7 protein-coding genes and 1 pseudogene are annotated in these 12803 nt (G+C 63.2%); all 8 read right to left on the reverse strand.

Annotated elements, in window-relative coordinates:
- Nucleotides 1-7 precede the first annotated feature (7 nt).
- Complete coding sequence (locus JHD59_RS17010) at nt 8-931, reverse strand: diguanylate cyclase (RefSeq protein WP_199155099.1); 924 nt, start codon at nt 929-931, stop codon at nt 8-10.
- A complete protein-coding gene (locus JHD59_RS17015; RefSeq protein WP_199155100.1) occupies nt 928-5517 on the reverse strand; it encodes a response regulator in 4590 nt (1529 codons plus the stop codon). Before JHD59_RS17015 ends, JHD59_RS17010 begins: the two co-directional genes overlap by 4 nt.
- A gap of 138 nt (nt 5518-5655) precedes the next feature.
- A complete protein-coding gene (locus JHD59_RS17020) occupies nt 5656-7725 on the reverse strand; it encodes a prolyl oligopeptidase family protein (protein WP_199155101.1) in 2070 nt (689 codons plus the stop codon).
- Between the two features lie 171 nt (nt 7726-7896).
- Nucleotides 7897-9003, reverse strand: coding sequence for an alkene reductase (locus JHD59_RS17025; RefSeq protein ID WP_199155102.1), 1107 nt, complete (start codon nt 9001-9003; stop codon nt 7897-7899).
- 33 nt (nt 9004-9036) lie between these two features.
- Nucleotides 9037-9777, reverse strand: coding sequence for an NADPH-dependent oxidoreductase (locus JHD59_RS17030; protein WP_103319243.1), 741 nt, complete (start codon nt 9775-9777; stop codon nt 9037-9039).
- Nucleotides 9778-9850: 73 nt separating this feature from the next.
- A complete protein-coding gene (locus JHD59_RS17035) occupies nt 9851-10468 on the reverse strand; it encodes a TetR/AcrR family transcriptional regulator (RefSeq protein ID WP_103319118.1) in 618 nt (205 codons plus the stop codon).
- Nucleotides 10469-10801: 333 nt separating this feature from the next.
- Nucleotides 10802-11133: pseudogene (locus JHD59_RS17040) on the reverse strand (hypothetical protein); the annotation flags it as partial.
- Nucleotides 11134-11400: 267 nt separating this feature from the next.
- Entirely contained in the window at nt 11401-12447 is a 1047-nt protein-coding gene (locus JHD59_RS17045; protein WP_199155103.1) for an IS630 family transposase, read from the reverse strand.
- Nucleotides 12448-12803: the final 356 nt, after the last annotated feature.

The following is a 12803-nucleotide window of genomic DNA, read 5'->3' on the forward strand; positions in this document are numbered from 1 at the left end:
GCCGAGCCTAGATGGCGCAGACGCGCCCGCGGCCGCGGCCCTTGGCGAGGTAGAGCTGGCCGTCCGCCTGTTCGATCAAGCGCTGGCTGCGGCAGTCGACATCCGGCATCAGGCTGGCGACCCCCAAGCTGAGCGTGACCCAGGGCGCCACGTCCGAATCGGCATGTTCGATCCGCAGCTCGCGGATGGCGGCCTCCATTTGCATGGCCAGCGTGGTGGCGCCGGCCAGCGTGGTTTCCGGCAGCAGGCAAGCGAATTCCTCGCCGCCGAAGCGGGCGGCCAGATCATAAGAGCGGTTCAGTTGCTCGCGCAGCGTCTGCGCCACCCGGCGCAGGCATTCGTCGCCGGCGCTGTGGCCGTAGCGATCATTGTATTTCTTGAAATGATCGATGTCGGCCATGATCAGCGAAACCGGATGATTGTGGCGCAGACCATGGCGCCAGGCCTGCTCCAGCCGCTCATCGAAGCGGCGCCGGTTGGCGAGGCCGGTCAGTCCGTCGCTGAAGGCCAGCGCGCGTAGTTGGTCGGCCTGGAATTTCAGCGTCAGATGGGCATTGACCCGCTTGCGCAAGGTGACTGGCGTCACCGGTTTGGTGACGAAGTCCACGGCGCCGGCCTCCCAGCAGGCGATTTCCTGCTCCTGCCCCTGGTGGGCGGTCACGAAAATGACGGGGATGTCGCAAGTGGCTGGGTCCTGCTTCAGCTGCTGGCAGATCTGCATGCCGTTCATGCCGGGCATTTCCACATCCAGCAGCAGCAAGTCAGGCGGCGTAGACTGACAGAAATCGATGGCTTGTTCGCCGGTGGTGGCCATGAAAACATCGTGCTCCGGCTGCAGGATTTGATGCGCCGCCAAGATGTTGGTCGGCTGATCGTCGACGACCAGTATCCTGCCGCGCCGGCCGGTGGCATGGAAGGGCGCATCGTTCATGGCTGATCCACCTTTTGTTGTCTGAGCAGGTCGTCGCATAGGCGCGTGGCGGCGGCGAAGTCCAGCTGCATGATGGCGTCGCCGAGTTGTTCCAGTTCCTGCGGCATGGCCACGCGATATTGCTGTTCCAGCTGTTCAAAGCGCTGAACGGCCTCTAGATTGGATGTGTTTAGCAGCAGCCGCAGATCGGCCAGCTCCTGCCAGATGAGGGCGACATCGCCAGCTGCGGAGGGCTGAGCGGCGGGGGGCGCGACTAGCTGCAGGGCCAGGCGTTGTGCCGCCGCGGTCGCCTCTTCCGCCGCTTGTCGCAGCGCGGAGAAGTCCGCGGGCCAGCCGCGCGCCGGATCGCGCAGCCAGGTCTCCTTGTCGGCGGCGAGGGCGGCCAGTGCGTCGGCGCCGACCGTGGCGGCCAGCCCTTTCAGCGTATGCAGGGTTTGGATCGCCGGCTCGCGCAGGCTTTGCTGGATCTGGCCTTGCAGGCTGGCCAGCAGCCCGGTTAATTCTTCGCAAAAGCTCAGCAGGGTGCGGCGGTAGATTTCGACATTGCCGCCGAAGCGGAGGATGGCGGCGCGACTGTTGATCAGGCCGCTGTCGGCTGTCGGTTCCGCGCGGGCGGGTTCCGCCTGGGCGAGGGCGTCCTGCGGGGCGGGGAGAGCCTCCCTGGCTTGGGGCGGGCGCGCAGTGTGGCGGAGTATCGCCGCCACCAATTGGTCCAGGTCGAAGGGCTTGCCGACATGGTCGTTCATGCCGCTGGCCAGCGCTTGTTCGCGGTCGGCCGGCATTACGTTGGCGGTCATCGCGATGATGGGTAGGGCGGTAGCGGGGTACTGGGCGCGCAAGCGGCGGGTTGCCTCATAGCCATCCATGTCCGGCATCTGGATGTCCATCAGCACCAGGTCGTAATGAGCCGATGACGCTATGGCGGCCAGCGCCGCCTGCCCGCAATCCGCCACGTCCACCGCGGCGCCTTCCTGGCTCAGCAGTTCGCGCGCTACCTGCTGGTTGGTGGCGTTGTCTTCCACCAGCAGCAGCTTGAGGCCGGCCAGCCGCGGCGCTTGGCCGGCGGGCAGCGGGGGAAGGGCCTGGCGCAACCCTCGTCCGGCGCGCGCGTCGGCGACAGCGTCGAACAGCATGGATGCCGTCACCGGCTTGATCAGGAAGTGGTCGATGACGCCGGGGCTTTGCTTGCGGCGCTGCTCGAACAGCTCGCGTCCGTAGGCGGTGACCATCATGATCACCGGCGGCTGGCCCTGTGGCGGAAGGCGTCGCAGACGCTCGCAGGTTTCCCAGCCATCGATGCCGGGCATGCGCCAGTCCACCAGCACCACGTCGTAATCCAGCCCTTCCGGCTGTCCGGAAAGAATGGCCAGCGCCTCTTCGCCGCTGGCGGCGGCATCGACCTGCCAGCCAAAGGAACGCAGGATGGCGCTTTGCGTCTGGCGGGCGCTGTCATTGTCTTCAATGACCAGACAGCGCAGGTTTTGCAGCGGCACGACGCCTGTGGAGGCGGGCATGTCCGCGGCAGGCGCCGCTTCGCATTCGATTTCAAAGCTGAAGGTGCTGCCCTGGCCGGGTTCGCTATCCACCCGCAGCTGGCCGCCCATCAGCCCGACCAGGCGCTGGCTGATGGCGAGGCCGAGTCCGGAGCCGCCATAGCGTCGGGCTGTGGACGATTCCGCCTGGGAGAAACCTTCGAAGATGCGCTGGCATTGTTCCGCCGTGATGCCGATGCCGGTATCGCGCACGGCGAAGGCGATGCGCAGCCGGTCCGCATCCCGTTCCACCAACTGGGCCGATAGCGCCACTTCGCCGCGCTCGGTGAACTTGATCGCGTTGCCGGCCAGATTGATCAGAATCTGCTGCAGGCGGAGCGAGTCGGCGATGATGGTGTCGGGCAGTTCGGGGGCGATGTCGAACAGCACTTCTACGTCTTTGGCGCCGACATTGGCGGACAGGATGACGCCTATGTCGCGCAGCAGCTTGTCCAGGCTGAGCGGATGCGGGTCCAGCGTGAGCTTGCCGGCTTCCACGCGGGAGAAGTCCAGAATGTCGTTGAGCAGGGCGAGCAGGGTGCGCGCGGCGGCGGCGGCTTTGTCGGCATAGTCTGCTTGCTGTTCGTCCAGCCGGGTGTGCTGCAACAGTTGCAACATGCCGAGCACGGCGTTCATCGGCGTCCGGATCTCATGGCTCATATTGGCCAGGAAATCAGACTTGGCACGGCTGGCGCTGTCCGCCGCGGTTTTCGCCTCGCGCAGCCAGTTTTCCTGCTCGCGCTGAGGGGTGATGTCGCGATTGATCCCCAGCATCAGGCTGGGTTTGCCATCCGGGCCGCATTCGACGACCGCCGCCGCCTGCACGTAACGGATGTCTCCGTCCTGGCGCACGATGCGGAAGGTCTGGTTGAAGGCGATGCCGGTTTCCTGCGACTGCTGCAACCGCAGCTCGGCATCCGCGACATCGTCCGGGTGGACCCGCCCCCGCCAGTGGTTGTAGTAAAGCCCGAAGTCGCGGAAGGAGCGCGGGATATCGTAAATGTCGAACATCCTGTCGTTCCACTCCAGCGTGTCGCTGGCGATGCGCCAGCTCCAGATGCCCAGTTCCGCCACCTCCGCCGCCTTGATCAGCTGGTCGCGGGCGGACTCCAGGCTGCGCTGGTCCTGCAGGCGCTGCGTGATGTCGGAGGCGATGACCAGATAGCCGGCGGCGTCGCCGCTCTCGTTCTCCAGCCGGGAGACCGTCAGCTGTACCGGAAAGCGGCTGCCGTCGGCGCGCACATAGGTCCATTGCCGTTCGTCGGTTTCTTGCCGCCACACCGGCGCGACGATGGCCTCGAAGTCCGCGCCTACGGTTTCGCCCAGCTCGTGCGACAGCTGGATCGAGCGTTCGGCCAATTCGTCCGCGCAATGGAAGTAGGCCAAGGAGCGCTGGCCTATCATGTCTGGCGCCGGATAACCCAGCATGCGCTCCGCCGCCGGATTGAACAGCGTGATCAGGCCGTTGCCGTCGGTGGCGATGATGGCGTAGCCGGAGTGGGCCAGGATGGCGTTTTGCATGGCCGAATACGCGCGCAACTGCAGGGTGCGCTGTTCGATTTGCTGCTCCAGCGAGGCATTCAGTTCACGGATGTATTTTTCGGCGGCTTGCTGTTCGCTGATGTCGCGTATGGTCAGCGCCACGCCGCTGGGGCGGCCGCGGCCATGGCGAATCGGCGAAATGGTGATGTCCACGTCCAGCCAGCGGGCATCCGGCAGCCGCAGGCCGCAGCGCAGATTGTTGGGCGCGTCATCTTCGCAGGCCTGCAGCAGCCGCTCGGGAGAGGCGGGAGCGCCTTCGGGTTGCGGAATGATGCTGTCCAGCGTTTGGCCTACCGCCCGCTCGGCCGGGCAGCCGAGCAGGCGTTCCGCGCCTGCGTTCCAGCTGACGATGCGGCCCTGGGGGGTGCAGCCGATGATGGCGTCCTGCGAACTTTCCACAATCGCGGCCAGTTCGGCCTGGCGGATGGCCGCCTGGCGGTAGGTGCGGAAATACAGCAGGCAGACGAGGCCCAGCAGCAGGAATACGCTCAATGCATTGGTCAGCACGGCGGCCTGGGTGTTGGCGACGAGTTTGGCCACTTGCTCGTCCGGCAGCACGGCGATCAGCTTGCAATAGTGTCCAGGCATTCTGGGCGTGAACGGAATGTCGATCGCATGCGCGTAGGCGATGCCGTACGGCGAGTCGAAGGTGCGCAAGGTGGCTGGTTGCCCCATGTCTTGCGATGTCGGCCGGAAATCATCCTGCCAGCGCTTGAGGTGGCCGGGTTCGGGGCCGAAAGCGCGGGTCGGGTCCGGTTGCTGCAGATAGCTGCCGCTCTGATCGGTCAGGTAAATCTGGATTTCCGTCGGGATGTTGCGTTTCAGCGAGGCCAGCAGTTCGCTGGCGTTGAAATTAATGACCACTACGCCAAAGACCGAGCCGCGCTCATCGCGGACCGGCATCGATACATGCAAGGTCGGCACCAGCGGCGCGCCATGCGCTTCCCGCGGGCGCGAGCCCATCGACAGATCCGAAAAATAGACTTGTTCCGGCGGCAGGCGCAGCGCCTCGCTTACGTAACTGCGATCGCCGCGCCGGGCCAGCTTTCCTTCCGCAACGACGACGACGTCGCCGCGCGCTCCGCGCTCCACGCGCAGCAGTTCCCGCCCGCCATCGGCCGCCCCGATCAGCCGCGCAGAGGTCAATTCCGGATTGGCCGCCAGGTAGGCGCTGAACAGGGAGGTCAGGCGCTTGTTCCAATTCTGCAGCGTGGATTTTTCCTGTTTGTCGATGCCGTTGTCGGCCTTGGCGCGGATGATGCCGCCGATCGGCGGCGTGGCGCTGAGAAAACGCACATCGCGATCCAGCTGGTCGAATTGCCTGCGCAGGATGGCGTTGCGGGTTTGCGAGACGTAACCCAGCCGGGCCTGATAAGCGGCCAGCAGCTGCTGGCGTTGATGTTGCCCGGTTTGCCAGACCACGACAGCGGTAACGATCAGCGTGATCAGCAGGAAACACGCGCCGAGCGACCATTCAAGCCGCAATCGCGCGGCGCGGGGTAGGATGGACAAGGTTCAACTCCCGGGATGGGGTCAAGGACAGCCCTCGTCCAGTATAGAAAAGCGGTCGCCTCATTCAAATCGCATCGCGGAGGCGTAGGGATGCGATGCATTGGAATAACGGCCCCGCTTGTGCGGGGCCGCGCGCTGTCAGCGCAGCTGCTGCCACAGGAAGGCGTATTCCATGGCGGCGATGCCGGCCTCTTCCTCGTGGTTGGCGGCGGAGCCGTGGCCGCCTTCGGTTCGTTCGTAATAATGCACGTTGGCGCCTAGCTGCTTCATCGCCGCGTACATCTTGCGGGCGTGGCCAGGATGGACGCGATCGTCCAGGGTGGAGGTGACGAACAGCGTAGCCGGATAGGCGGTGCCGGAGCGGAGGTTCTGGTACGGCGAGTAGCGTTTGATATACGCCCAGTCTTCCGGCTTGTCCGGATTGCCGTATTCGTCCATCCAGCTTGCGCCGGCCAACAGCTTGTTGAAGCGCCGCATGTCCAGCAGCGGCACCTGGCAAACGACGGCGTGGAACAGCTGCGGATACTTGGTCAGCATCACGCCCATCAGCAGGCCGCCATTGCTGCCGCCCTTGATGCCCAGGTGGCGCGCGTCGGCGATGCCGCGCCGCGCCAGATCCTTGGCGATGGACGAAAAATCGTCGTAGGCCTTCTGGCGGTTGTGCTTCAACGCCGCCTCGTGCCAGGCCGGGCCGTATTCGCCGCCGCCGCGGATATTGCCCAGCACATAGACGCCGCCGCGCTCCAGCCAGGCCTTGCCCATGGTGCCGCTATAGTACGGCGTCATCGAGACTTCAAAGCCGCCGTAGCCGTATAGCAGGGTCGGGTTCTGGCCGTCCAGCTTCAAGTCCTTGCGCGCCACCACGAAGTAGGGCACCTGGGTGCCGTCGTTCGACCGGGCGAAGAACTGCTGGATGCGGTAGGGGCTGGCGTCGAAGAAGGCCGGCTGTTGCTTCAGCGGCTCGCGCGCGTCGCTGCCGGCATGGGCCAGTGACAGCGAGGTCGGGGTCAGGAAATCGGTGAAGGTGAAGAAGTAGTCGTCCGAGCTGTCGCTGTCGATCGAGCTGACTTCTATATTGCCGTAGCCTGGCGCGGCCACCGCGCGCGATTGCCACTTGCCGTCCACGACCTGCCATTCCACCAGCCGGCTCTTGACGTCGTCGAGCACGGTCAGGATGACGGCGTTGCGGGTGTCCGTGCTTTCGGCCAGCGAGGTGGAGGCGCTGGGTTGGAACAAGGGGCTGAAGTCGCGCTTGCCTTGCAGGTAATCGTCCAGCTTGATGGCCAGCAGGCTGCCGGCTTGCCAATCATGTCCGCCCACGCTCCAGCTCTGGCGCGGTTTCAACAACAGCCATGGGCCGTGGAAGCTGGCTTCGACGTGGCCGGGCTTGTCCAGCTTCTGCCACTTGCCGTCGCGCTGCAGGTAGAGGTCGTTGCTGAAGAAGCTGGTGCCCTGGCTGATCAGATGGTACTGGTAGCCGGCGGTGTCGATGCGGTTGGCGCTGACCGAGATGTCGCTGGCCTTGCCTTCGAACAGCGTGGCGGCTTGATCCAGGCGCTGGCCGCGCTGCCATTGCTTGACGATGCGCGGGTAGCCGGAGGCGGTCAGCGTGCCCTTGCCGAAATCGGTGGCGACGTACAGCGCGTCGCGGTCTTTCCAGTTGACCTCGCTCTTGGCTTCCGGCACGACAAAGCCATCCGCGACGAAGCGTTTGCCCGGCAGGTCGAATTCGCGCACCACGGCGGCGTCGCCGCCGCCGCGGCTCAGGCGGATCAGGCAGCGGTCTTGCTGCGGCTTGACGCAGTCCGCGCCTTGCCACACCCAGTTTTCCTTCTCATTCTTGGCCAACTGATCCAGGTCCAGCACGGTGTCCCAGGCCGGATCGGCCTTGCGGTATTCGTCCAGCGTGGTGCTGCGCCAGATGCCGCGCGGATGCTGGCCGTCGCGCCAGAAGTTGTAGTAGCGGCCGCCGATTTTCTCGATGCCGGGGATGCGGGCGCTGGAGTCCAGAATGGCCAGGATGTCTTTTTTCAGTCCAGGAAAGCTTTGCCAGCTTTCCGTCTGTTTGTTGGTCAGCGCGTTTTGCTGGCGCACCCACTGCATGGCCTGTTTGCCTTGTATGTTTTCCAGCCACAGGTATGGGTCGGCTGCGGCGTGGCTCTGCGCGGCCAGGATCAGGGCGGCGGACGCGAGCAATCTGGTCTTCATGATGTTCTCCTGAGTGCGGCGCCCTTGCCGCGCATCGGCGTGCAGGGCGCCTGTCATTGTGCCGCCGCGGCGGCGTCGCGGCGATCCCAGACTGTAGCGCGTTTCAAAACCATTTGTCATCCGACCAAGGCGTAAAAAAGCCCGGCCTGAGGGGCCGGGCGGAAGCGGGCGTTACGCCTGCTGTTGCAGCGTCGGGTAGTCGGTGTAGCCGTGCGCGTCGCCGCCGTAGAAGGTTTCCGCTTGCGGCGGATTCAGCGGGGCGTTCCGTTTCAGCCGCTCCACCAGATCCGGGTTGGAAATATAGCTGCGGCCAAAGGCGGCGGCGTCGATATAGCCTTGCTTGATCAGGGTTTCTGCTTTCTCCGCGGTGTAGCCGCCGGCGCCGATGATCACGCCGGGGTAGCGCTTGCGCAGCTCGGCGCGGAAAGTGTCGTCCAGCTTGGGGCCGCCGGCCCAGTCCGGTTCGGAGATGTGCAGGAAGGCCAGCTTGCGCTTGGCCAGCTGTTCGGCCAGATACAGCGCCATTTCCAGCTGGTCGGTATTGGAGACGCCGTTGAAAATGCCCAGCGGCGAGATCCGGATGCCCACATGGTCGGCGTCCCACTCGGCCACCACCGCGTCCACCGCTTCCAGCAGGAAGCGCGCGCGGTTTTCCACACTGCCGCCGTACTGGTCGGTGCGAACGTTGGCGGCCGGCGACAGGAACTGGTCCAGCAGGTAGCCGTGGGCGCCGTGGATTTCCACCAGGTCGAAACCGGCGCGGCGGGCATTGTCCGTGGCGCGGCGGTAGTCTTCCAGAATGTCGGCGATTTCCTCGGTTTCCAGCGCGCGCGGGGTATCGCACTGCTCGCGCACCAGGCTGCCGTCGGCGGCGCGGATATTGGTGCGGCTGTCGGCCTGGATGGCGGACGGACCGACAGGCGCGTCGCCGTTAGGCTGCAGCGAGCGGTGCGAGATGCGTCCGGTGTGCCACAGTTGCAGCGCGATCTTGCCGCCGGCCTGGTGCACGGCTGCGGTGACTTCGCCCCAGGCGTGCACTTGTTCTTCGCTGTAGATGCCCGGCGCGCCGGCGTAACCCTTGGCGGTCGGCGAAATGTGGGTGCCTTCGGCCACGATCAGGCCGGCGCTGGCGCGCTGGCGGTAGTACTCCTTGGCCAGCGGGCCGGGCACGTCGCCCGGTTCGATATTGCGCAGGCGGGTCAGCGGGGCCATCGCCACGCGGTTGGCCAGGGTAACGGCGCCCACGGTCAGCGGGGTGAACAGTTTGTCGGCGTGCATGTTTTCTTCCTTTTGAAGTCTATTGCGTTGGGCTTACTGATCGAATCCAAATCCCTGGGCGCGCGCAACCGGCGCAACCTGCGGATAGTAAACTTGGCGGTAGAAACGCGCGATGCTGTTTGACCACGGTTCGCCGTCGGCGCGGCCTATCTCCTGCCAGTGGCGGCGCAGCGTTTCGTCGTAGGCCGCGATGTGATTGGCCAGCTCGCCGGCCTGGTAGCGTTCCCGGTGCACGAAGCTCGGGCGCGGCAGGCGCGGCTTTTGTTGGCTGTCGTGCTGGATGTGGCCGATCACCAGCCCGGCCAGCGGAAAGGTCAGCTCCGGCAGCTCCAGCAGTTCAATCATGGCCTGCGGGTCGCGGCGGATGCCGCCGATCGGCACCACGCCCAGGCCGGCGGCGTGCGCGGCGGTCATCAGATTGCCCAGGGCGATGCCGGCATCCACGCCGCCGACGGCGAAGGCCTCGACGCTGTTGTGGATCACCTGCTGTTCACCAGCCATTTCGACGCCGACCCGGGTCTTGTGGAAGTCCATCACCACGGCGATGAATACCGGCGCCTGGGCGATCCAAGGCTGGCCGCCGGCGATTTCGGCAATGCGCTTGCGGCGCGCCGCATCCTGCACCACCACCAGGGAGACCTGTTGGCCGTTGATCGAAGTCGGGCCTTTCCACGCCGCGTCCAGAATCGCATCCAGCATTTCCGGCGCGACCGCTTTGTCCTGATAGCTGCGCACGCTGCGGTGTTCATGCATCAGTTGCAGGGTTTCGTTCATGATGGACTCCATTTGAGTAGACCAGTCGTCTAGTTTTTGTTTCAAGAAAACCCGCCAGTCGAGGCGGGGTTCGCTATCGCTTGCAACTGGCGCTATCGGGCTGCACCAGCATGGTTTCAGTCAATTTGTAGGCGTTGAGCATGGGTTCCTGCGAGCGCAGCACCTTGTACAGCAGGGCGCTGCCCACCCACAGGCTGTACAGGCTGGCCGCCAGCTCATCCGGCTCCAGATACGTGCACAAGCTGCCCTCCTGCTGGCCGCGGCGAATGGCGTCGGCCAGGCGGTGGATCACTCTGCCCATGCCCTCGGCCAACATCTCACGCATCGGTTCGGACAGGTCGGACACTTCCGCCGCCAGCTTCACCGCCAGGCAGGTGTGGCTGTGTTCGGCGCAGCGGTGGTTGTTTACCCAGCCCTGGAAATACGTCAGCAGGCAATCGCGGGCATGGCCGGCCTCCGGCCGCAGCAACAGAACCAGTCTTTCGTCGTAGTTCAGGAAATAGCGGCGCAGCATTTCCACGCCATAGCCTTCCTTGGACGGAAAGTAATGGTAGAACGAACCCTTGGGCACGCCGGCGCAGGACAGGATTTCCGCCAGTCCGACGGCGGCGAAACCCTTGCCCTGGATGATGGCTTCTCCAGTGGCAAGCAGGTGCTCGCGGGTGTCTGCGGTGTGGTTGGCTCGTGACATGTGCTGGATACTACTAGACCAGTCGTCTAGTTTCAAGCGCGCGATGTCGCGTGCGATGATTGTGTTGTGTTTTTGTTCATGGCTAATAAAGTCGCAAACAGATCAATATAGTCGCAAACAAAACATTAAAGTCGAAATCAGCAGCAAATGGTCGTGATTGAAGTTGATGATGGCATGGATGCGGTACTCTTCACCTGATCAGCAGGTGAGAGCGCGCCACACCATAACCATCAAGACGAAAGGTCTAGGCTTGGGAACGGTTGACGTTTGCTGCCTCGAGGCACAGCCGCATAAATCCTAGGTAGGGCGAGTTTCGCCCTTCCCCAAACAGATTTATGCCATGACCACCGTGTACGGGCGGCCCAGCATGCTGAAGCGGTTCAAGATGGCAGCATGCACTTGCAGCTCTGCTACTCGACTATCGAAGCGCCGGGCTGTCACCCTTTCACCCAGAAGTTTGAAGCAATGCATCATCAATGCCCAGATGCACCTTGCGCCATTGCAGGCGATATTCCGCGCCCTGCTTCTTGGTTATCACTGTACGAATCTAAAAATTCACACGCAGCCCACCCACCTTCGCCCAGCACCTTGATACCTGTGCTATCCACCAGCAGATGCAGTGCGCCTGAGCTTTTCTGGTTGGGAATCTTGACCCGGAGCATCTGCGGGCACCGACATAACTATAGGTCTGCGTTCGCCAGCGCGTGCCCCGTGGAATCAAGTTTGTGTCGAGCCTGATGGACAGGGAACCGCGCTGGATCATGTGGGGTCTTCAGTTGATCGTGCGGTAGCGTTTCGGAGCGGGCTGGGTCATTCGACTATCTTATCAAGCTGCGACGCAGACAGATTTGCGCAATATAGCCCATCAGGAAGCTTATGCTTCTGATCACAAAAACGCTATTAATCCGGCATTCAAATACCGTACAGGAGGCTCATGCCGCGTAGCGAATTTTTTCATGCCGGAAGTACGACCGGATTCTGGCAGGCTGCTTCTGCAATGAGCGTAAATGGGACAACACTTTCCCTTGAAGTTGACCGTCTGATCGGACCGGCTCACCTGCGCTCATTCTGGCCTTCAGGTCGCCGTTCAAGTATTCGTCCGGATTCAGTTCTGGCGAGTAGCTGGGCAGGAAAAACAACTCAATCGCCTTCTTGTTCTCTTCTTCTTCCAACCATGCTCGCACCAGCTTGCTGTGATGCACCCGCAAGTTGTCGAGGATCAAGAACACCTTCTTGCCGCCAGCATCACGGATCAGCCGCATCAGAAACTTGATCAGCACCTGCGCCGTCAAAGTCTCCCGGTACAGCATGAAGCGCATCTTGCCTTGGTTGGTGATGGCCGAAATCAAGTTAATGCGCGCTCTTTTCGACTGGGATAGCGCCAGAACTGGGGTTTGGCCTTTTGGGGCGTAGCCGCGCGGAAAATGCTCAACACTCGACACCGCCGATTCGTCGCCCCAGCTGATTTCAGCTATTTCCGCTTTGGCACGTGCGACGATGGCCGGGTATTCCTCCTTGAGCCATTTCTCGACTGCTGCCGGTCGCTGCTCATAAGCGCGTTTGAGCGGGCGCTGCGGCGTAAAGCCCCAGCGGGCCAAGTACAGACGGACAGTACGAATCGGCAGATCGATCAGAAACATCTGCTTGATTACAGCCTTGACCGCCTGAGCGCTCCACAGGGCAAATCTCAGCTTCATCTGATCTGGCGTGCGATCCACGATGTCCTGTTTGATTCGGGTTTCTTGCGCCTCGGTCAGCCGGCGGCCGGTGCCTTCGGTGCGACCGCGCTTCTGTTCTTTGAATCCCTGCGAACCTAGTGCTGCCTCACGCACCACCCAGGCGGAAATGGTGGGGCGGCGCAGCCCTAGTTCTTCGGCAATACTGGCTTGAGACCGGCCACGCTTGTACATCCGGATAGCGGTACGCCTCAGTTGCTCACGGGCGGCCGGTTCAAGCTTGCGCACATCGATTTTTTCCATGCCGGAAGTATACCATCCGTACGGATTATTACTGCCGGGTTAATATTTTCAAATATGATTCTCATGTAATTGAACATTAGTTCTGTGACGATGCATATGCCCTTCCCAAAGAGCAATGATGAGCATAACTGTACATGTTAGCCATCCCATGGTTAATAGAGTTAGAAATGGTTGTAGTAAAATCAATAATGTGAGTGATGCTATCCCTAAAATCTGTCTCTTATACACATCTCCGAGCCCACGAGACTCAAAATAGGGGGGGGGGGGGGGGGGGGGGGGGGGGGGGGGGGGGGGGGGGGGGGGGGGGGGGGGGGGGGGGGGGGGGGGGGGGGGGGGGGGGGGGGGGGGGGGGGGGG

The sequence above is a fragment of the Chromobacterium sp. ASV23 genome (genome assembly GCF_016428945.1).
Lineage (GTDB): Bacteria > Pseudomonadota > Gammaproteobacteria > Burkholderiales > Chromobacteriaceae > Chromobacterium > Chromobacterium sinusclupearum.